A 21,733-nucleotide genomic window follows, 5' to 3' on the forward strand; every position below is an offset into this window, starting at 1 on the left:
GTACCCAAAAACATATAAAAAGTACGAAATCTCTTGCGGGTTTCATGCTTTTTGTTTATCTTTGCACAAAATAGTGTGCCTGAGACAGAATGAAGCATGATATTGGCTATATCTGATAGATTTCTGTCGTAACCACTTACTCAACTAGAAAAGGAGCAATTATGAAGCAGAATGTGAAACGTTTGCCTTACGGTATCAATGACTTTGAGGCTGTTATAGAACAAAATCAATATTATGTGGATAAGACGATGTATCTGCCTTTGTTGGAAAACCAGCCTAGCAACATCATCTTCATCCGTCCACGTCGGTTCGGTAAAAGCATATTCCTGAGTATGCTCCATGCTTACTATGACTGTAGCAAAAAAGAGAAATTCCAAACTCTTTTCGGTGATTTATGGGTAGGTAAGCATCCTACTCCCTTACAGGGAAGGTATCAGGTTCTTCACCTTGATTTCTCGTATGTAGGCGGTAGTATTGACAAGTTGGAAGAAAACTTCGATATATATATGCGTGTCAAATTGGATGGCTTCATGCGTGTTTACCAAGAGTTTTATCCAGCAGATATAAAGGAGAAGTTCTTTAAGTCTGATTCTGCTACGGAGAAACTGGCTTTGCTTCAAGATGAGACAGCAGCCAGGAGCATTCCTCTCTATCTGATAATCGATGAATACGACAATTTCACCAATACCGTGCTCAATGAGCAGGGGGAGAATGTATATTGGGCAATCACCCATGCCGACGGCTTCTATCGTGATGTCTTCAAGAAGTTCAAGGGCATGTTTGAGCGTATTTTCATCACTGGTGTCAGTCCTGTTACCTTAGACGATGTGACGAGTGGGTTCAATATAGGCTGGCATATCTCTACCAAGCCGGAATTTAATCAGATGTTAGGCTTCTCCATGGAGGAAGTACGCAAGATGTTTGCTTATTATAAAGAGGTAGGGGGCATTCCTGCAACAAGTGATATCGAGGTGATGATAGACGAGATGAAGCCTTGGTATGATAACTATTGTTTCTCCAAGAAAGCTCTGGAAACTCAAAGCAAGGTGTTCAATTGTGATATGGTCATTTATTATCTCCGAAATTATATGGACTATGGACAGGCACCTGACCTGATGATAGATCCAAACACGAGGACTGATTATAATAAAATGAAGAAACTTCTTCAGTTGGATAAGTTGGATGGCGACCGCAAGGGTGTCATCCGTACGATAGCTGAGACGGGGCAGATTGTGACAACCCTGGAAGAGACATTCCCTGCCAGTAGGTTGACTAATCCTCAAACATTCACCAGTCTGCTGTTCTATTATGGTATGCTTACTATAAAGGATACTTTCGGTGATATGCTGATATTGGGTATTCCAAACAATAATGTTCGTAAGCAGTATTATGATTGTTTGTTGGAGCAATAATTTTTTCTTACACATTATGCAACCAAACATAGTTATATATTGGAACTGAAGGTGTTGCCAAAGAAAGATTATGAGGCAAAGCCTGAGGATGGCAAACTTTCCAAGGCAGAAGCACAAAGGCAAGCGGCAGAGGAACAAATCAAGCGATATGCCATGGCTCCAAGGGTTGAGGCTCTTCGCCAAGGTACAACGCTCCATAAAATCATCATGCAGTTTGTTGCTGGCAAGTTGGTGAGAATGGAGGAAGTGGTGTGTTGATTGTAGCATTTTCCTTTCCATGGGGTTCTACGTATTTCTGCCAAAAGAGACAGAAGTTGTCTATCAGTTTATAGTATGTTGTACTTTTGGGCATCCCGTATGGCGAATAGCTTGTGATGAAATCACTTTCAGCCAAAGCTGCAAGGGTGTTAGACAAACCTCCTCCCAGAGGGAGACCTGTGGCTTGGCTGATTTCTTCACGAGTGAAACCGGAATGGCGGGTTGCCAATAAACGTACTACCTTTTTGCTATCTTCCGGATTGTTGAAGATTGCGGCAAAATATAGTATATTATATTCTGCCGAAATTATGCTTTTTTATACTTTATCGGCAAGATATAGACTGTTATTTATAGCAGCTCTCTTGCCATCCCTCACTATCACAATGCCCACCGAGCAGACGCTTGTACGCTGCTGGTTGGCCGTTTCGAAATCTATTGCTGCAAAATCTTTCATTCCCTTATCCTCTTTTCTAATACTTTCTGCAGATTATCAGAAGGATTCATCCCCAGCTTCTTTCGGATATTGCCACGCTGGGTGGTGATATTGGATTCTGTCTTATTGAGCAGGATACCGATTTCACTCAACTTCTTATTCTGCAGGATGAGATAACAGATTTCCCTCTCAGATGAACTCAATTCCGGAAAAACACGCTCCAGATTCTGCTTGCTCAATTCCCGGGTCTGAATATACTGCAATACATTATCTATCACATTCTTCTGCGATGCCTCACCCAGCAAATCCAGCAAATGCTCGGTCTGCTTCACATCATGCCGCTCCTTGGCCAATGCCACGTATGCCTTAATCTGCTTCTTGTTGATTCTCAACACCTGGAGCAGTTCCTCCTCTTCTCGCTGCAATATTTTATTGGCATTTACCAGATACTCGCCATTTCGGGCAATGCCCAGACTCAGCACACTGATAAACAGCAGTATCAACAGCATCATAAAGAAATAATTACGCAGTGATTCATTGCCCGTAACTATCACACAGACTAGGTAAACTCCCAAGGCTATGCCTACCAGCCAGCGGGTAAGACGAGCCTGATAAGCTGCCAGCGAGAAAAACATGTTGCCGGCAAGAATGAGCATGTTGATGAGAATTACCATCGTATTATCTTTCAAGGTAGGCACGAAGGCACTATACAGAATATCCATGCCTATGAAAACCTGGGTTGCTACTGCAAGGAAGGTTATCCCTTTCACCACCCCTATCTTACCCAAGAGATAGGCAGCGAACGAGGACACCACAACTACCAGAAAGACGATGTTGGATGCTGTAAAAAATGGATCGAAGGCTCCCGACACCCCCAGGATATTAGACAGGATGCCTAGAGAAAGCATCACGGCAAAACATACCAGAAGCCATTGGCGCTGGCGATCGAGGTAATTGGATTCCCTCTTCAGCAAGGAGAATCCCAACCTGCGTAACTTGGTTCTTATTGAGTTCTTTGCTTTCATACTCCGTAGGGATATATTCATTATTGATAGATGAATTGCTTTGCATTGCTTAGCTTTGCTTAGCATTACCGTGCAAAGATAATAAAAATCTGTGATTTTGACGGCTTTTGAGGTTATTTTTTCCCGTTTTCCTAAAAAATCAGTATTTTTCAGGGTATTTTTTCCCATATCGAACCTTATTTTCCATTACTTTTGCATCGAAAAAAAATGAATCATTCATCTTTTAAATATCACTAATTATGAAAAGAAACAATACTTTCAACAGCAAGCGCATTCAGTGGCTAATGTTTGCATGCTTAACTTTCTGCTTTACCTTCTTCATGGTTATGGTGTCTTCGTGCAGCGATGATGACCCAGAAGAAGTATACAACCAGGCTCACTATCAGGACGTACCGGCCAGTCTGCTGACCGATGCCAAGAAACTGGAGATGGTAAGGTCTATCCAGGACTTGAAAGACGGAAGATTCTTCTATCTTGACTATACGGAGGATTATAAACTCCCTACCATATCAGGATTCAATCTCACCGACAACACCCATCTGATTGGTGCCGTATTGAAAACCCTCTGCGACAAGACGCCATCCTGGCTCAAGGCAAGGGTTAAGCTGGATGCAGGCTGCAGTGCCTTTGCCGTGACGACACCCGATACGGGCGATTATCTGATGGGGCGCAACTTTGATTACTCCCATGATAATGAACCGATAGCAGCTGCCCTGGTTCGTACGGCACCCGAAGGCGGACTGAAATCCATCAGTATGGTGGATGCCTACTGGATAGGTTACCGACAGGATCTCTGGCATTACATCCTATATAACAAGGCTGAGTTTGAGAAGAATAAGACGCAAGACCTATCCTATATCATGGCATTCCCATATCTCCTGATGGACGGTATGAACGAGGCTGGCTTTGCCGTTTCCGTGCTCCATCTCGACGGCAAACCGACCCAGCAGGCTAGTACGGGAAAGAAATTGACTACAACCGTTGCCTTGCGCATGATGTTGGATCATGCCAGAACTGTGGATGAAGCTCTCAAGATTCTGGACGGATATGATCTCTGGATACCGGATAACGACGGCAACTATCATTTCTACATGGCAGATGCCACGGGCCGTTATGCCATCGTAGAATTCGTGTATGATAAGGAGCATCAGAGCAAGATTTACATAGACGATGAATATACGGGTGAGGATGGCAAGACTTATTTTAAATATCCTGACATTTTACCAAACACCCGCGAGGTGATAGAAAAGCGCTATGCCAGCAACTTCTATGTATCTGAAACCATGGCATGTTCTGATAAAGGTCCGAAGCTCTCGAACCACGGCAAGACCCGCTATGACATAATGGAATTCGTCATCAAGCAGAACAACAATCAGTTGTCTGAGGAAGGAGCCATGAATCTGCTCAATGGCGTGAGTCAGGCAGAAACTCCGGGCAATCCTACGAGCCATACCCAGTGGTCGGTGGTGTATAATCTTTCTCAGCGCAAGGCTACGGTCTGTGTGAATCGAGACTATAAGAATAAATTTACGTTCAACTTAAAATAGGCAGAAGCACCCAACAGAACGAAGAAGTGACCTCTATGAGGTCACTTCCAAACCTTCTTTTGGCTCAACTCTATTTCTCCCATCAGCCATCTTAGGGCATTGATTCTCTTGATACCGTTGTAATCGGCAGTAGGGTCTTCATCGAGTGTAAGGATATACTTAGGATATTGGTCATTGATTTGCTGAAGAGATGCCAATTCACGTTTTAAGGTAGCCTCATCTCTAACGGTGGCTGCTACCTGGTAATACGTGATATCATTTTCATCAATTGCTACAAAATCTACTTCCAGATTATCCATCTTTCCGATATATACTTTCTGCTGGCGATGGAGTAGTTCCAGATAAACGATGTTCTCCAGGATGCGGCCGGCATCGAATGAGCGGGAACCTAGGAGCATTCTTCTCAAACCGATATCCACAAGATAATATTTACCCAGTGTCTTGAGCAGCTGCTTACCCTTGATGTTGTATCTTTTGGTTTCATATACGAAGAAGGTTTCGCAGAGTGCAGTCAGATATCGTTCCACGGTTTTCTGGTCTATTTTTCTTCCGTCGGCAGTCATGATGTCGGCTATACGCTTGGTGGATAGGATGTTGCCGATGTTGTCTGCTGTAAAACGGATAACACTTTCCAGCATCATGACGTCGGGTAATTTCTTCCTGCTCATGATATCCTTTACCACAATGGTGTTATATACACCATTCAGGTAGTCGCCGATTTCAGCGGGAGTATCCAGTTCAAGGGTATATGGAAAACTGCTCCTTGTGATGTAGTCTGTATAGGCTTTTGGAAGATTGTCGGTTCCGCCGATGCCTTCTACATACTCTCTGAATGAAAGGGGAAGCATGGCGATTTCCACATATCTTCCGGATAATAATGTGGCGATTTCGCTTGACAGCATATATGCATTCGACCCCGTAATATAGAGATCTACTGTTGGCTTCAGGTTGAGACTGTTGATGATGTCTGGGAAATCTTCCACATGTTGTATCTCATCAAAGAAGATATAAGTCATCTTGTCTTGATGAACCAATGGCTTGATATAAGCATATAAATTATGTGGATTGCGAAGCTCATAGAAGTCGTAATCCTCGAAATTGAGATAGATGATTTGGTCGTCATGGACACCTTGCTTCTTAAGCCAGTCACGATAAATCTCCATAATGGTGGATTTTCCGCAACGGCGAATGCCGGTTATCACTTTGATAAGAGACTTGTCTTTGAAAGCAATCAGCTTATTGAGATATTCCGTTCTTTCTATTCGTTTCATATCATTTCATTGTTCTTTGATTATATATTTGCTGCGAAGATACTATTTTTTTAGGATAAATCATCCTAAAAGTATAAAATTTAAGAAAGTTTTAGGATAAATCGTCCTAAAACTCCTCAAATTCCGGAAGTTTTAGGATAAACCATCCTAGAACTTTTCTCCTATCCCCATATCTAGGTATTTCTAGGAAACCATCATTTTTAGGTATTGCAGATTCCGGAAAAAGGATGTAACTTTGCACCCGGAAATAAAAATGTAACTAAAAGAGATTAAGGACAAATGAAAACAACTATCGTAATTTATGGCTCTTCCACTGGCTCATGCCAGTCGATTGCCGAAACCATCGCCTCTAAGTTGGGCGTGGAAGCTGTAGATGTAGCTAACATCGATGATGCTACTGTCGCAAGTCATGAGAATCTTCTTCTCGGTACTTCTACATGGGGTGCCGGCGAGATGCAGGATGACTGGTATGATGGCGTGAAGACGCTGAAGAGTGTCGGCTTGGCAGGCAAGACTGTGGCCCTGTTTGGTTGTGGCGACAGCGAGTCTTACCCTGATACATTCTGCGGTGGCATGAAGGAGCTCTATGATGCTGCTGTTGAGGCTGGTGCTACCGTATTGCCTGGTGTTTCTACTGATGGATACACCTATGATGACAGTGAGGCGATTGAGGACGGCAAGTTCTTGGGACTCGCACTCGACGAGGTGAATGAGGACGACAAGACTGAGGAGCGCATCGATGCCTGGCTTGAGGCCATCAAACCAGCGTTATAATTTTTTCTAAAATATTTTTCAAGAATTGGAGAATGACGGAATTCTCTGATTCTTGATTTAAATACAATAAATTCGGATAGTATGCAGCAGGAAATCGCAACACCAGTAGATTTGAAGGTTCTGATGAATCATATATATGAATATAAGAAGGGCGTGCGCCGCCTGGTGCTCTATACCTTCAACAGGAAATATGAGTCTTTTGCCATAACAAGATTAGAGCGTCAGAACATTGATTATATCATCCAGCCGGTTGGCAACGATCGGTTGAATCTCTTCTTTGGTAAGAAGGAATGTCTGGATGCTATCCGCATGATTGTTACCAAACCGCTGTGCCAGCTTACGCCGGAAGAGGATTTCATCCTGGGTGCCATGCTGGGATATGATATCTGTGCCCAATGCGAACGCTATTGTGAGCGCAAGAAGAAAGTTTGCTAAGTTTTTTCTTTCATCCCTCGGAATATTATAATGTTAATAGCGAAAGAGCGTGATTGCCTCATTTGGCGATCACGCTCTTTTCATGTATAAGACAATTTTCGGAATAATTCCTTTTCCTTACTTTTTCATCATTTCCTCCACGGCTCTGATGAGCTGGGTGTCATGACCGGTGATGTAATCCTCTGGAGAGTTATACACCTCTACATGTGGATAAAGGGTGGTGTTCTCGCCGAAGGTGCCACGCATGTCGCGGCAACCTACCTGAGGAATACCGAATACCAGACTGCGGTCCATCAGCGTCTCCCACCATACGGCAGTCATTGTTCCAGCCACCGGCGTACCAATCAGCTTGCCGATGCCCAACTCCTTATATACCCATGGGAAACCATGACCGTTGCTGTAGTCGTCCTCGCAAATCAATACGCAGGAAGGCTTGGTCCACTTGTTGAATGGGTCCTTGCCCACCACCTTGCCGTGAGGCACAAAATCCTGATACTGCTTGCCGCTGAGCAGGGTGCAGAGGTCGTCGTGCAGCCAGCCGCCACCATTGTGACGCTCATCCACGATTACGGCATCCTTGTTGCGGTTCTTGTCGCTCAAGAGTTCGCTATATACGGTGCGGAAGCTCTCGCTGTTCATCGCCTTTACGTGAACATAGGCGATTCTGCCCTTTGATACACTGTCCACGATGGCACGGTTTCTATCTACCCAGCGTTTGTAGAGCAGCTCCTGCTGATTGCCCTGCGAAATCGCCTTGATGGTGAGAACGAAAGTCTTGCCCTTGGTGTTCTTGATGGTGAGGCGTACGTTCTTGCCGACCTTGCCATCGAGCAATGCGTTGTAATCCTCGCCCGCCTTGATAGCCTCGCCGTCAATCTTCTCGATGATGCAGCCGGCGGTAACCTCATTCTTCTTCACGGCGAAAGGACCACGCTTGATTACTTCCTGAATCTTCAGACCGTCGCCCTCGTAGTTAGGGTCGAAGAAGGCTCCGAGGGCTGCGGTAGAAAGCGATGCCGTGCCACCATAGTAGCGGCAACCCGTATGACTGGCGTTCAGTTCGCCCAGCATCTCGCTCAGCATCTCGGCAAAGTCGAAGTTGTTATTAATATAAGGTAAGAACTTCTCATACACCTTGCGATAGTATGCCCAGTCCACGCCCTGCATGTTAGGATCGTAGAACTTGTCGTCCACCTGGCGCCATATATGGTCAAAGAGATACTGGCGCTCCTCGGCTGGCTTGTAGTTGAACGGAGCCTCGAAGGCGATGTTCTTGGTAGCCCTGCTGCCCAGGTCTATCTTCTTGATGCTGCTGCCGTTGCAGAGGAAGAGGTTCTTGATGTCCTTGTCGGCAACGAAGCCGCCGCCACCGATACCCTTCATCATCAGGGTGGTGCTGCCTTCCTTCAGGTTGTGGCACCAGAGGTCGTAGCCACCTTCGAAGGCTGCCTGGTAATATATCTTCTCGCCTTTTGAGTCGAGGATGGCGTCACCCATGTTGGATGAGTTGACGGTGAGACGGACGATGCGGTCGCGGCAGTTGTCGAAGTCTAGCTCCAGCGGTTTTACTTTATCCACCTCTATCTTGCCAGTCTTCTCCTCCTTCTTCTTCTTTTCTTCCTTCTTCTTCTCCTCCTTCTCATCGGCATTCTTCTCCTTCAGGTCCTTGTTAGCCTCGGCAAGTTCCAGTTCCTCCTTGCTCATGCGGAAGCGGTCGTAGGCATCGAGGTCGAAGAACATGAGATAGGCATCGTTTTCTGCTCCCCATGAACCGTGACTGCGATATCCGGCACGGTCGCTCTCGAAGAGCATTGCCTTTCCGCCGAGCACCCACTTTCCGTTGCCGTCGCTGTAGCCGCTGTTGGTTACGTTATGCACCTCCTTGCCATCGGCCTTCACCACGGCTATGTCGGTGTTGTTCCAGCCGCCGGTGCCTATGTAGCTGCACATAATCCACTTGCTGTCTGGGCTCCATTCAAACCAGATGTCGCCATCGGCATAAGAAAAATTGTATTTGCCGTCGAGCACGGTGCGCACTTCCTTCGATTTCAGATTGATGATGCGGAGGGCGGCACGGTCTTCGTAGAAAGCCACTTCCTTGCCGTCAGGACTGTAGGCTGGATACTGCGAAGTAATGTTGGTCTTGGTAAGCTGCTCCTCTTCAATGTCGGTGCAGTAAGTAAAGTTCTTTTCCTTCTCGTTCTTGATCTTAGCCTGGAAAATCTGCCATACACCATTGCGCTCGGAGGCATAGACCAGACTTCTTCCATCTGGGGCAAAGCTCAGGTTGCGCTCCTGCTGAGGAGTATCGGTGATGCGCTTGGTGGTCTTGTATTCTGTAGATGTAACATATACATCGCCGTGCATCACGAAGGCTACTTCCTTGGCATCAGGAGAAAGGGCTATCTCGGTGGCTCCCCACGACTGCACCTGGCGGATGAGGCTTGGCTCCTCATTGTCGGTGGTGATGGAGATGCTGACCTTCTGAGGCTGTCCGCCTTCCTTTACGGTATAGATTTCGCCATCGAAGCCATAGCAGAGCAGGCCGCTATCAGAAGAGGTGAGGAATCGGATAGGATTCTTCTTTTCGTGGGTTATCTGGGTATCCTTTCCGCTGGCGATGTTGCGGCGATATACATTGAAGGAACCATCCTGCTCGCTCAGATAATAGAAGCTCTGGTTATCGGCTGCCCATACCGGGTTGCGGTCTTCGCCCTTGAAGGTGGTGAGCTTCTGGTATTTTCCGTTGTCGAGCATCCAGATGTCTCGGGTGATAGGTGAGGTGTGGTGCTTGCGCCATGCATCCTCGTAACCTTTCTTGTCGTGGTAGAGCACCTGTCCGTTCTTGTTGATGCTGATGTTTTCCATCGGCAGAACGGAATACAGTTTTGGACGACCGCCCTGGGTACTTACCTCGTAAACCTGCGAGAACTCATTGGATGCAAACAGGTTGCTCTGGGCAGTAGGCATGATATTGGCAGCGAAGAGCACGTGGTCGTTGTCCTTGAAGGCGATAGGTGTCTCCTTGCCGCTGTGGGTGGTGAGTCGGGTTGGCGCACCGCCCTTGGCAGAGATGACGTACACATCCATGCTGCCTTCTCGGGTAGAGACGAAGGCAATCTTCTTGCCGTCGGGACTCCAGATAGGCTGCGAATCGTAGGCGGCATGGGTAGTCAACTGGCGTGCCTCGCCACCCTGGGCAGGAACGCAATAGAGGTCGCCCTTGTAGGCAAAGGCGATGGTAGAGCCATCGGGCGAGATGGCCGGGTAGCGCATCCACAGTGGACCCTGCTGGGCCTGGGATGCCAGAGATGCTGCCAGGAGGGCAGCGCTCAGGAACAGTTTCTTCATACTATATAGTTTATCATTATGAGTCGATTATTGCTGCAAAGGTACAACAAAATATCGGTTTGATAGGTTTTAAAATTCAAAAATAGGTTAATTTTGGTATATAAGTCGATATTTCTGTAGCATGAATGCCATTCTTTCGAGATATAATCGTAATTTTGCACTAATTTAAAACCTATTATACAAAAATTATGTTACGAAGAATCATTCTAACTGTGGCTCTCTTGGCAAGCCTTTCTCTTTCTGCCAAGGATTTGAACATGGGAAGTTGGCAAATCGTTCCTTTACCAGAGCAGGTGAAGGAGGTGGAGGCAGCTCCGTTCAAAATTACTTCAAAGACAACTATTTATTACGCTGCTGGCGATGAGAAGCAGAAGAAGGATGCCGAGTTCCTGGCATCTCATATCAAGGAGGTAACCGGTATCGAGGTGAAGACTACTGATAAGCAGGAGAAGAAGCAGATTCGTCTGGCTCTGAATGCCGGCGACCCAAAATCTGAGGCTTATTCCCTGGTGGTGAACAAGGCGGGCATCACCATTTCTGCCACCTCTCATGTGGGTATCTTCTACGGCATCCAGAGTGTGATGAAGGCTTTGCCTATTGCCAAGGATGTGAAGAGTGTTTCCCTGCCAGCCGTAGAGGTGAAGGATGCGCCTCGCTTTGCCTACCGTGCGTTTATGATAGATGTGGGCCGCCATTATTTCAGCGTTCCTTATCTCAAGAAGCTAATTGATGTGTTTGCGATGCACAACATCAATTATTTCCACTGGCATCTTACCGAGGACCAGGGCTGGCGTCTTGAAATCAAGAAGTATCCGATGCTTACCCAGATTGGTTCCAAGCGCAAGGAAACTATCCTGCCAACCAACAAGAATGAGTTTGACGGCGTTCCTGTATCGGGCTATTATACCCAGGATGAGGCTCGCGAAATCGTGAAGTATGCTGCCGACAGATACATCACCGTGATTCCTGAGGTGGATATGCCGGGCCACATGCTGGCTGCCCTGGCTTCTTATCCTGAGTTGGGCTGCACGGGTGGTCCTTACGAGGTGGCTACCCGCTTTGGCGTATTCGAGGATGTGTTGTGTGCCGGTAAGACTCAGACTCTTCAGTTTGCCAAGGACGTGATGGATGAGATCATGGACATTTTCCCATCAGAGTATATTCATATTGGTGGCGACGAGTGCCCAAAGAACCGCTGGAAGGTTTGCGGGAACTGTCAGAAGAAGATAGAGGAGCTTGGCATTCAGGAACTTCCTAAGCACAGCAAGGAAGAGCAGTTGCAGACCTGGTTTATGGGTGAGATAGAGAAGCAGATCAGAAATCGTGGCAGAAAGATGATGGGTTGGGATGAGATTCTGGAAGGAACTCCATCCAAGGACATCACCGTTTGCGGTTGGACCAGTGTGAATGCCAGCATCCGTTCAGCCCGTGAGGGTCATCCTACCATCGTGGCTCCTATCACCAATTTCTATTTCAGCAATCCTCGCATCAACAAGATAGAGGGTATTCCTAGCATCCAGCGCGTATATGATCTGGAGCCTTGCTCTGATAAGCTGACTCCTGCCGAGCAGAAGAACATCATCGGTGCCGAGGGTTGTATCTGGACTGAGTGGGTGAAGGATGCCGAGAAGATGGAGTGGGAGTTGCTGCCAAGACTTGCCGCCCTTTCTGAGGTTCAGTGGACTGCTAAGGACAAGCGAAACTTGGAGAACTTCCTCCCTCGCATGCTCCATATGCAGGATTTGTATCGCCTTTACGGCTTGAATTACAAGGCTGATATCGAGGATGCCGTGAAGAAGCATCTGGAAGAAAAGAAGTGATATTTGTAGATAGCTCCGCCCTAACTCCCCTTTTTTCGAGGTTGTTAGGGCGGAGTTCTTGTATTTTAATGTCCGTTTTTAAAACTGATACTGCCCCCATGTGATAGGGAGGAAGATAGATGAAAACATTGAAAAAACGCCCTAGAACCATCTCTTCTTCATTTTCTTCAAGAATTCCTTGGTGATAGGGAAGCCGGAGGCATCACCTATTACGGAGTCGGTATGACAGAAGGGACATATCCGTCTCATCGTATAGCAGTTCATCCAATTCCCTTTTATCCTTGACAGCCTGGTTTCTCTCCCAGATCCATTCCGTGGTAAGCGGAGAATCGACAACGATGGCTAGTTTCACCTCATCGCCACGATATACTTCCACGATGTCACCCTTCTTGAATCTGATCTGTTCAGCGCTTCTGCCTCGGAAGGTCTCGTCAGGATGACGGTCGTATGCTGGCGAATCGCAGACTCCGGGATAGTAGATACTGAAACCCGAACAGCAGTAAGACCGGTCGATCAGTTTTCCCTCACCGTCATACACTCTTTCAGAAAGACATTCGCGGTCGTAGTGCAACAGTCCCATTGGAATCTCCGAGATATAATAGCAGAAGGTATCCATCGGATAGTCGTCTTCCTCCTTCATCTTTTTGCGGTACTGGACATCCTGGTGCATCAGACTCTCAGCCAATAGCTTGAATTCTTCGTATGTCATGGGATGGCTATCTTAAGAAGTGAAAGTCAATCTTGGGTCTAAGTTCAGGGAGACCATCTTCATCAGGTTCTATCTGATTTTTTGTAGTTCCCCTTCTAACTATATTTTTGTGGAGTGCCCTTTTCTTAGTCTTTTAATGTAGCCAAAGGTATAACCTTTACTCCATCTTCCCTGGTATAAGCCATTTCGCCTCCTGTCATGACAATCAGCAGGTCTGGCTCTCTGAGTGGCATCTGATGCTCTGTCTTGTTCTTCTCACGAATCAGATCCCGTAGTTGCAGGAGATGCTTGGCACCATCTTCTATCTCCCGACTACCCAACTTGCATTCTATCAAGGCATAGCGGCCATCTGCAAGATGAAGCACGATGTCTGCCTCCAGGTCATAGCGGTCGTGATAGTAAGAGACTCTACCTCCAAAGGCTTCCAAATGAAGTTGGAGCATTCTGTCTGCTATTCTATCTAAATACTTCATATTCAATATGTTTTTGTTTGCAAAGATAGTAATAAATAGTGGAATCTACAAATAATTTTGTATTTTTGTGGTATTTTATTTTGTGTTTTAACGGTATTTTACTTTGTATTTTTGCGGTACTTTACTTTGTATTTTTGCGGTAAACGGTATTTTAATGTCCGTTTTCTAAACTGATACTGCCCCTTTTCTCGACTGCCACTTGCCAGTTATGAAAATCGGGCAGCCTTCAAGATCTTCGTCCTGGATGTTGGGCTTTTGGGTGCGATGTCTAATCTCAAGGCAGCGACAATAGTGTCTGGCAACAGTATTTTTACCGAATTCAAAGGAGCATTGACGGAACAGTATGTTTTGCAGCAGCTCGTTCTCAGGTATGAACCGTATTATTATGCCAAAACCAATAGTACTCAGGAGATTGATTTTCTGCTCCAGGATGAGGAGGATGAGATTGTTCCGCTGGAGGTGAAAGCCGAGACGAAAGTCAAGGCAAAGAGCCTGCGCCAGTTTGTTGCAGACAACCGGTCAAAGAAGGCCTATCGCATCTCTATGAATGATTATCAGCAGGGAGATTGGGTTACAAACGTACCGCTTTATGCGGTAAATGGTCTTGAATTTTAGCGATAGCTTCGCCCTAACTATATAAAAATAGGTAGTTAGGGCGGTGGTATCGCATTTGCAAATATATATGAAGTTCCGAAAAATGAAAATCCCCAACCTGCTATGAAAAGCGGGTTGGGGAAATTATGATAGATTTTGCTTTCTTCAGATAATATCCGATTGTGAATTACAATGGATACTCCTCGAAAGCATAGAGTACAGTGCTTAAATAACGCTCACCAGTATCTGGCAAGAGGGCAACAATCTTCTTGCCCTTGTTCTCAGGACGCTTCGCAATCTCGGTGGCTGCAAAGGCGGCGGCACCTGATGAGATACCTACCAGGAGGCCCTCGGTCTGAGCCAATTCACGACCTGCCTTGATGGCATCATCGTTCTGAATATCCAATACCTCATCGATGAATTCTGAAGAGTAGGTCTCTGGAACGAAGCCGGCACCGATGCCCTGAATCTTGTGAGGACCGCTCTGTCCGCCGTTCAATACAGGCGATGTGGCAGGCTCTACGGCAATCACCTTCACGTTAGGATTCTGCTCCTTCAGATACTTGGCGATACCCGAAATGGTTCCACCGGTTCCTACACCGGCTACGAAGATATCAATCTCGCCATCGGTATCAGCCCAGATTTCTGGTCCAGTTGTGGCATAGTGCTTGGCAGGATTGGCTGGGTTGGTAAACTGTCCCAGAATCACGGAACCCGGAATGGAATCGCGGAGTTCCTCGGCAGCCTTGATGGCACCAGGCATTCCGTCCTTGCCGCTGGTCAGTCTCACTTCAGCGCCGTAAGCCTTCACCAGGTTTCTGCGCTCCACACTCATGGTTTCTGGCATGGTGAGGATGAGGTGGTAGCCCTTTACGGCTGATACCAGAGCCAGGCCTACACCCGTGTTACCGCTGGTTGGTTCGATGATGGTGGCACCTGGTTTCAGGATACCCTTCTGCTCAGCGTCTTCAATCATCGCAAGTGCGATACGATCCTTTACGCTTCCGCCAGGATTGAAGAATTCTACCTTAGCAATTACAGGAGTCTCCAAACTCTTGGATGCTGAATACTTACCCAATTCTACCAATGGGGTCTTACCGATTAAATCAGTAATCTGTTTATAAATCTTTGCCATAACTGTACTCTAATTTAAATCATTAATAATTAATCACTAATAATTAATCACTACTCACTAATCACTACTCACTAATCACTACTTTACGTAGGTAAATGCCTCATCGAGAGCCTCAATCAGGTCGTCGATGTTCTCGATACCGATGCTCAATCGAACAGTAGAAGGATAGATGTGCTGCTCCTCCAATTCCTCTGGGCTCAACTGAGAGTGGGTGGTTGTTGCTGGGTGGATAACCAGTGACTTCACGTCAGCTACGTTAGCCAGCAAAGAGAAGATGCGCAGGTGGTCGATGAACTCCCATGCCTCTTTCTCGCCGCCCTTGATATCGAAGGTGAAGATGCTGCCACCGCCGTTAGGGAAGAGCTTTTTGTAAAGCTCGTGGTCTGGATGAGAAGGAACGGCTGGGTGATTAACCTTAGCCACCTTAGGGTTATTCTCCAGATACTCTACTACCTTCAATGCATTCTGAACGTGACGCTCTACACGGAGGCTCAATGTCTCCAAGCCCTGAAGAAGAATCCAGGCGTTGAATGGAGAGATGGTTGCACCGGTATCACGAAGGATGACCGCACGGATTCGGGTTACGAAGGCTGCTGCTCCGGCTACATCAGCGAATACGGCACCATGATAAGATGGGTCTGGCTTAGCGAGAGTAGGGAACTTGTCGGCATTTGCCTTCCAGTCGAACTTACCGCCATCTACGATGACACCACCGAGAGATGAACCGTGACCGCCGATGAACTTAGTTGCAGAGTGAACCACGATATCTGCTCCGTGCTCGATAGGACGGATGAGGTATGGAGTGCCGAAGGTGTTATCGATAATCAATGGGATGTTGTGGCGATGGGCAATCTCTGCCAACTTATCGATATCGGTTACATCTGAGTTAGGATTTCCGAAGGTCTCTGCATAGAGTGCCTTGGTATTGTCCTGGATGGCAGCCTCTACCTGCTCGAAGTTGCGAGGATCCACGATGGTGTAGCTGACACCCTGTGTGGATAATGTATGAGTGATGAGGTTATAAGTACCACCGTAGATGTTGTCGGCAGCTACGATGTGGTCGCCGTTCTGAAGGATGTTCTGCAGAGCGTAGGTAACGGCGGCAGCACCAGAAGCGACAGCCAAACCTGCTACACCACCCTCGAGGGCAGCCACACGGTCTTCGAATACACCCTGAGTTGAGTTGGTCAAGCGACCATAGATATTACCTGCGTCACGGAGTCCGAATCTATCGGCAGCGTGCTGAGAGTTGCGGAACACGTAACTTGTGGTCTGGTAGATAGGCACCGCACGAGCGTCGGTAGCTGGATCTGGATTTTCCTGACCTACATGCAACTGAAGTGTCTCAAAGCGAAGTTTCTTTTCTGTACTCATAATCTATGTCCTTTCTTTAATTTTACGTTAATATTCAATCTATTCATTTATATAAATTGTCGCCCAGAAATCAGATTGATGTTCTCTCTCTGAAAGACATTCTTCTGAAAGACATTCTGATGTCCTTCTGAAAGTCATCATGCTGTTTGTTCTGATTGACGCTGCAAAGGTACGGCGATTTTTTGGATTCAGAAATAGCATATGAGTAGTATTCCTGCTACCACGTTTGTGGTATTCAGGCATTTTTTAGCAGAAAAGAACGCCTAAAAAGGCAAAAAATAGCGAAATAGAGCATTTGTTTTGAGTTTCAAGTGGTTGTGGCAGTCGTTGGCTTTAGTTGGCAGTGACAAGGAAATGAGGAAAAAGCAGATTAGAGAAGTAGAAACGCTTTCAAATCATTACCCAATGGAAACGCCCTAATAAGCATTTTTAACGGTGCCGGTTCAATCTTCTCCATTCTGCGTAGGTTTCAATTTTGCCATGCAGCTCTCATAGTTTAATTTTGCACCGAACAAAAAAGTAAGGAATTATGAGATGCACTTTCAAGACAGTCTTCTATGTAAATGGAAGCAAGGAGAGAAACGGAATTGTCCCTATCATGGGACGTGTGACAATCAACGGAACTATCGCACAGTTCAGTTGCAAGCAGAGCGTTACCAAGGCTATCTGGGATGCCAAGGGCAACAGAGCCATAGGTAAGAGTAAGGAAGCCAAGGAGGTGAACTTCGTGCTTGACAACATCAAGGCGCAAATCGCCAAGCATTACCAACGTCTTTCCGACCGTGAGGCGTTCGTTACCGCTGAAATGGTGAGAAATGCCTACCAAGGCATTGGCACTGAGTACGAGACTTTGCTCAGAGCTTTTGACAAGGAGAACGCCGCCTTTGCCAAGCGTGTCGGCAAGGACAGGGCAAAGACTACTTACAACAAGTACCTAACGGTGAGAAAGTATGTTGCCGAGTTCATCAAGTATCAGTACAAGCGCAGCGACATGTCCATGAATGAGCTTACCGAGGAGTTCATCCGTGACTATTGTCTGTACTTGAAGAATGTGGTAGGACTTGCGCAGTCCTCCATTTGGATTTACTCCATTCCGCTGAAACATATCGTTACGACCGCACACTACAATGGCAAGATACCGAGAAATCCATTTGCCATGTACCATGTTGACCCAGACCACAAGGAACGTGAGTTCTTGACATTGGACGAGCTAACCGCCATGACTGAGATAAAGTTGGAAGACCCAAACATGGCTTTTGCGAGAGACCTTTTCATTTTTGGTTGTTGGACAGGTATCTCTTTCATAGACATCAAGAACTTGACGGAGAACAACATCTGTATAGTTAATGGTGCTCCTTGGATTGTGTCGAAGCGTCAGAAGACAGGTGTACCATTCCAAATCAAGCTGATGGATATACCTATACAGATTATTGAGAGATACAAATCATTCAGAAAAGACTGCCACTTATTCCGTATTGGTGACCATGGAACTATCAATAAGCATATCAAGCGAGTTGCTGCAATGTGTGGTATCAAAAAGCAAGTTTCGTTCCACGTATCTCGTCATAGTTGGGCAGTTTTGGCTTTAGAATATGGTATGCCGATAGAGAGCGTGAGCAAGATTCTCGGTCACACGAACATCACCACGACACAGATATACGCCAAGGTGACAAGTAACAAACTTGACCATGACATATCTGTTTTTGAAAGTCGAATCAAGGGGCATTTGCCTGTAATAGGAGGAATGGTATGAAAAGGACAATTATCACTATGGACGGAAATGGGACACTTTCCATTCCGTCCAACTTAGAGAACTTGTGGATGGGTGAAGGCGAGTTGGTGAATATATTTCATGCCACAGCTCCCAAACTCAACTCTATGATACGAGCCATATATAAGGAAGGTATGCTGTCTATGTCAGAAGTTCAACGCAAGGACAAAACTTCCGTTGGCGTTTGGCAAACGCTGTATAGTTTTCCGATGATAGTTACCATTAGCTTTCGTCTCCACTCTTTTGGCGCAGCACAACTTCGTGATGCAATCCTCAAGAGATTGTACGGAGCAAAAGAGAAAAGTACCATAATCCTACAACTCTATGGAGGTACAAACACCTTTAGCTAAATATGATTGAATACTTGGCAGTTTAGTGAGGTGCTGTCGTACTGATTCATTGTCGTATAGAGAAGTGTTGTCGTGAGAAAAAGCAGAACTTTTGATGTCATACGTTTTATATGTTTATCGTATGACATGTAAAACGTATGACATGCAGGAATACATTTTTGTTCATCCCGAGGAATGGTTTCTTTGTAAGCCTTTCTTCGGGATTTTTCGTTTTACCTTATCCCCAAAAGCTACATCAAACACCTTGATTTCCTATCTTTTAACACTGTCGGTTCAAACTTCTCCATTCTGCGTAGGTTTGAGTTTTGTATTTTGATTTTCCGCCATTACTTTTGCAACTTTAATTTTTATAAGTTACAAAGGAGAATTTATGAACATGACAAATGACAACAAACTGCCAGTTGAAGTTGCTACCATGCAGCCACAGGCACCACCTCCACCAAACGAGGTGTTCATCCGTGTTGGCACAACCTTATACAAGGTGGTTGACCAACCTACTATCAATGGAGGGAAGGTAAGAAAGCGCATCCCTTGGAACATGGAAACCTTGCGTCAGGACTACGGCAAGGAGTTCATCAAGTATGTCCACAAGTATGACGGATTCTGTACCGTTCCCGAACATGTGAACCACCGAACTGTAATAGACGGTTTTCTCAATCTCTACGAGCCGATAAGCCACAAGCCAATGAAAGGGGATTTTCCGAACATCAAGAAATTGCTTTTTCACATCTTCGGTGAGCAATACGAGCTTGGCATGGACTATCTGCAACTGCTCTATCTCAGACCTGTGCAGAAACTTCCAATTCTTTTGCTTGTGTCTGAGGAGAGGAACACAGGCAAGACCACGTTCTTGAACTTTCTGAAAGCGTTGTTCCAAGACAACGTTACGTTCAATACCAACGAGGACTTCCGCAGTCAGTTCAATGCAGATTGGGCTGGCAAGCTGCTCATAGTCGTGGATGAGGTGCTACTCAGTCGCAGGGAGGATTCTGAGCGTTTAAAGAATCTCAGCACCACACTCTCCTACAAGGTGGAAGCCAAGGGCAAGGACAGAAACGAGATTTCTTTCTTTGCCAAGTTTGTGCTGTGCTCCAACAACGAATCCCTGCCTGTCATCATTGACGAGGGCGAGACCCGATATTGGGTGAGGAAGATTTCATCGTTGCAATCTGACGATACCGACTTCTTGGAGAAACTGAAGGCGGAGATACCCGCTTTTCTATTCCATCTGCAAGGCAGAACGCTCTCCACAGAGCACAAGAGCCGAATGTGGTTCGCCCCCGAACAGATAGCGACCGATGCTCTGAGGAGAATCATACGCTGCAACCGTAACAGACTTGAGGTGGAAATGTCGGAGCTGTTCCTTGAGGTCATGGAGAACACTCAAACCGACAGTTTGCAATTCTGCCTCAATGACGCAATCGCCTTGTTGCAATGCAACCACGTGAAAGCGGAGAAGCACCTTGTGCGAAAGATAGTGCAGGACTGTTGGAAGCTGCAACCTTCAGAGAACGCCCTCACCTACACCTCATACGAGTACAACTACAATAGCAGCGGTCACTACTCGCCAACAAAACGTGTGGGCAGGTTCTACACTGTAACGAGGGACAAGCTAAATAGCATATAATTTTGTTGAATTGTTGAATATGACGAAAGAAGTGTTGGATATCAAGTATTTAAGGCTCAACATTTTCTCAACAAATCTCTCAACAAAAGAAAGAGACTGTTGAAAAGAGAAAACATGACCGCTAATGCCTGTCTTTCTCTTTTGCCCAGTGATTTTGTTGAAAAGAACCATTTGTTGAGAGTTTGTTGAGAAGATAAGCCTTTGGTTATCATACCAATACATACTATTTTCAACAATTCATCAGAAATACATACACCACTTAATCCACAGTAAGACATGAATATTCAAGAAGCAAAGCAAATCAAGATTGCAGATTATCTGCTAAGTTTGGGACACCACCCTGTCAAACAGCAGGGTGCAAACCTTTGGTACAAGTCACCGCTGAGAAACGAGAGCGAGCCATCTTTCAAGGTGAACACCACGATGAACAGTTGGTTCGATTTCGGAATGGGCAAGGGCGGCAACATCATCACCCTTGCGTCATACCTTTACGCATCAGACAACTTGCCATATCTCTTGGACAAGATGGAGAAGCAAGCGCCCCATGTACGCCCGACCGACTTTTCTTTCCCTCAGCAAGCTTCCGAGCCGAGTTTTGAGAGATTGGAGGTTAGGGAGCTCAACCACCCTGCACTCCTGCGCTATCTGAGCGAGCGGAATATTGACCTGTGCATAGCCCGAAAGGAATGTGTGGAACTCCACTTCTCGCATAATGGCAAGAACTACTTCGCCATCGGCTTCAAGAACAAGTCGGGCGGTTACGAGGTTCGTAACCGATTCTTCAAGGGTTGCATGTCCCCCAAGGACATCACACATATCCGACAGCAAGGCGAGCCAAGATACTCTTGCTATGTTTTCGAGGGCATGATGGACTATCTTTCCTTTCTCTCGTTACGCATGGAGAAGTTTCCGTCTTGTCCGTCATTGGAAGCGCAGGACTACGTGATACTCAACTCCACAAGCAATGTGGACAAGGCTGTTGACGCACTCCACGGCTACGAGCGCATCAGTTGTCTGCTCGACAACGACGAGGCAGGGCGGAAGGCAACGCTTGCCATCGAGAACGCCCTCAGCTACCGTGTGAGGGATGCATCCCACTTGTACAGCGAGTACAACGACTTGAACGACTATCTGTGCGGAGTGAAATCCAAACAGTCGGTACACCAAGTACAGCCTGTTAAGCGGACTGCTCCACCTCGGAAGAAAGGCGCAGCCTTAGGTATGTAGGCGGTTCCTGCTCCAATGGCTATTCTGAACGGAAAAGCCATAGCTCAATAGGGCGTTTTCTTGACGCAGTGGCACGCCACCGCTAAAAACACCCATTTGAGCAAAGGGGCATCCCCTTTTGAAACCCCGTGAGCCATGCGCAGGGCG

The 21,733-nt window shown here is 46.3% G+C and carries 15 protein-coding genes and 3 pseudogenes; 10 read left to right on the forward strand and 8 right to left on the reverse strand.

What is annotated here, in order from left to right:
• The first annotated feature begins 161 nt into the window (after positions 1–161).
• Positions 162–1,670 (forward strand): annotated as a pseudogene (locus tag KUA49_RS03590) (AAA family ATPase).
• A 361-nt stretch (positions 1,671–2,031) separates the two neighbouring features.
• Here the strand turns inward: KUA49_RS03590 and KUA49_RS03595 are convergent.
• A pseudogene (locus tag KUA49_RS03595) lies at positions 2,032–2,124 on the reverse strand (exonuclease); the annotation flags it as partial.
• Entirely contained in the window at positions 2,121–3,128 is a 1,008-nt protein-coding gene (locus tag KUA49_RS03600; protein ID WP_218412972.1) for a helix-turn-helix transcriptional regulator, read from the reverse strand. The gene KUA49_RS03600 and the pseudogene KUA49_RS03595, both read right to left, overlap by 4 nt.
• A gap of 239 nt (positions 3,129–3,367) precedes the next feature.
• Here KUA49_RS03600 and KUA49_RS03605 point away from each other — a divergent pair, with 239 nt between their 5' ends.
• Positions 3,368–4,675: a carcinine hydrolase/isopenicillin-N N-acyltransferase family protein gene (locus KUA49_RS03605; RefSeq protein ID WP_218412973.1), complete on the forward strand. Its 1,308-nt coding sequence runs from the start codon at positions 3,368–3,370 to the stop codon at positions 4,673–4,675.
• Between the two features lie 41 nt (positions 4,676–4,716).
• Here the strand turns inward: KUA49_RS03605 and KUA49_RS03610 are convergent, their stop codons facing one another.
• Positions 4,717–5,946, reverse strand: a complete 1,230-nt coding sequence (locus tag KUA49_RS03610) for an ATP-binding protein (protein ID WP_218412974.1) — start codon at positions 5,944–5,946, stop codon at positions 4,717–4,719.
• 279 nt (positions 5,947–6,225) lie between these two features.
• Between KUA49_RS03610 and fldA the strand changes: the two genes are divergently transcribed.
• On the forward strand, positions 6,226–6,720 hold the full coding sequence (gene fldA, locus KUA49_RS03615; protein ID WP_218412975.1) for a flavodoxin FldA: 495 nt from the start codon (positions 6,226–6,228) through the stop codon (positions 6,718–6,720).
• Positions 6,721–6,801: 81 nt separating this feature from the next.
• Positions 6,802–7,155, forward strand: coding sequence for a DUF2023 family protein (locus KUA49_RS03620; RefSeq protein WP_089543800.1), 354 nt, complete (start codon positions 6,802–6,804; stop codon positions 7,153–7,155).
• 117 nt (positions 7,156–7,272) lie between these two features.
• Here the strand turns inward: KUA49_RS03620 and KUA49_RS03625 are convergent, their stop codons facing one another.
• Positions 7,273–10,506 carry a S41 family peptidase gene (locus KUA49_RS03625; RefSeq protein WP_218412976.1) on the reverse strand — a complete coding sequence of 1,078 codons (3,234 nt, stop codon included), beginning with the start codon at positions 10,504–10,506 and terminating at the stop codon, positions 7,273–7,275.
• Between the two features lie 188 nt (positions 10,507–10,694).
• On the opposite strand from KUA49_RS03625, the gene KUA49_RS03630 reads away from it, so the two are divergent.
• Complete coding sequence (locus tag KUA49_RS03630; protein ID WP_256624864.1) at positions 10,695–12,326, forward strand: beta-N-acetylhexosaminidase; 1,632 nt, start codon at positions 10,695–10,697, stop codon at positions 12,324–12,326.
• Positions 12,327–12,528: 202 nt separating this feature from the next.
• On the opposite strand, the gene KUA49_RS03635 is transcribed toward KUA49_RS03630, so the two are convergent.
• Together KUA49_RS03635 and KUA49_RS03640 are read right to left on the reverse strand one after the other, a co-directional pair.
• Positions 12,529–13,035 carry a hypothetical protein gene (locus KUA49_RS03635; RefSeq protein WP_218412983.1) on the reverse strand — a complete coding sequence of 169 codons (507 nt, stop codon included), beginning with the start codon at positions 13,033–13,035 and terminating at the stop codon, positions 12,529–12,531.
• Between the two features lie 125 nt (positions 13,036–13,160).
• Positions 13,161–13,445 (reverse strand): annotated as a pseudogene (locus KUA49_RS03640) (AAA family ATPase); the annotation flags it as partial.
• A 255-nt stretch (positions 13,446–13,700) separates the two neighbouring features.
• Between KUA49_RS03640 and KUA49_RS03645 the strand changes: the two are divergent.
• Entirely contained in the window at positions 13,701–14,123 is a 423-nt protein-coding gene (locus KUA49_RS03645; protein WP_256624866.1) for a DUF4143 domain-containing protein, read from the forward strand.
• Positions 14,124–14,289: 166 nt separating this feature from the next.
• On the opposite strand, the gene cysK is transcribed toward KUA49_RS03645, so the two are convergent.
• Positions 14,290–15,237 carry a cysteine synthase A gene (gene cysK / locus KUA49_RS03650; RefSeq protein WP_218412977.1) on the reverse strand — a complete coding sequence of 316 codons (948 nt, stop codon included), beginning with the start codon at positions 15,235–15,237 and terminating at the stop codon, positions 14,290–14,292.
• 78 nt (positions 15,238–15,315) lie between these two features.
• Complete coding sequence (locus KUA49_RS03655; RefSeq protein ID WP_006849406.1) at positions 15,316–16,611, reverse strand: O-acetylhomoserine aminocarboxypropyltransferase/cysteine synthase family protein; 1,296 nt, start codon at positions 16,609–16,611, stop codon at positions 15,316–15,318.
• 526 nt (positions 16,612–17,137) lie between these two features.
• Here KUA49_RS03655 and KUA49_RS03660 point away from each other — a divergent pair.
• From KUA49_RS03660 to KUA49_RS03675, 4 genes are all read left to right on the forward strand, one after another.
• Complete coding sequence (locus tag KUA49_RS03660) at positions 17,138–18,364, forward strand: site-specific integrase (protein WP_412178603.1); 1,227 nt, start codon at positions 17,138–17,140, stop codon at positions 18,362–18,364.
• Positions 18,361–18,732, forward strand: coding sequence for a hypothetical protein (locus KUA49_RS03665; protein ID WP_218412979.1), 372 nt, complete (start codon positions 18,361–18,363; stop codon positions 18,730–18,732). The genes KUA49_RS03660 and KUA49_RS03665 overlap by 4 nt, the downstream gene beginning before the upstream one ends.
• A gap of 415 nt (positions 18,733–19,147) precedes the next feature.
• Positions 19,148–20,359, forward strand: coding sequence for a primase-helicase family protein (locus KUA49_RS03670; protein WP_218421282.1), 1,212 nt, complete (start codon positions 19,148–19,150; stop codon positions 20,357–20,359).
• Between the two features lie 276 nt (positions 20,360–20,635).
• Positions 20,636–21,586 carry a toprim domain-containing protein gene (locus tag KUA49_RS03675; RefSeq protein ID WP_089544305.1) on the forward strand — a complete coding sequence of 317 codons (951 nt, stop codon included), beginning with the start codon at positions 20,636–20,638 and terminating at the stop codon, positions 21,584–21,586.
• Positions 21,587–21,733: the final 147 nt, after the last annotated feature.

This window comes from Segatella copri, from assembly GCF_019249655.2.
Lineage (GTDB): Bacteria > Bacteroidota > Bacteroidia > Bacteroidales > Bacteroidaceae > Prevotella.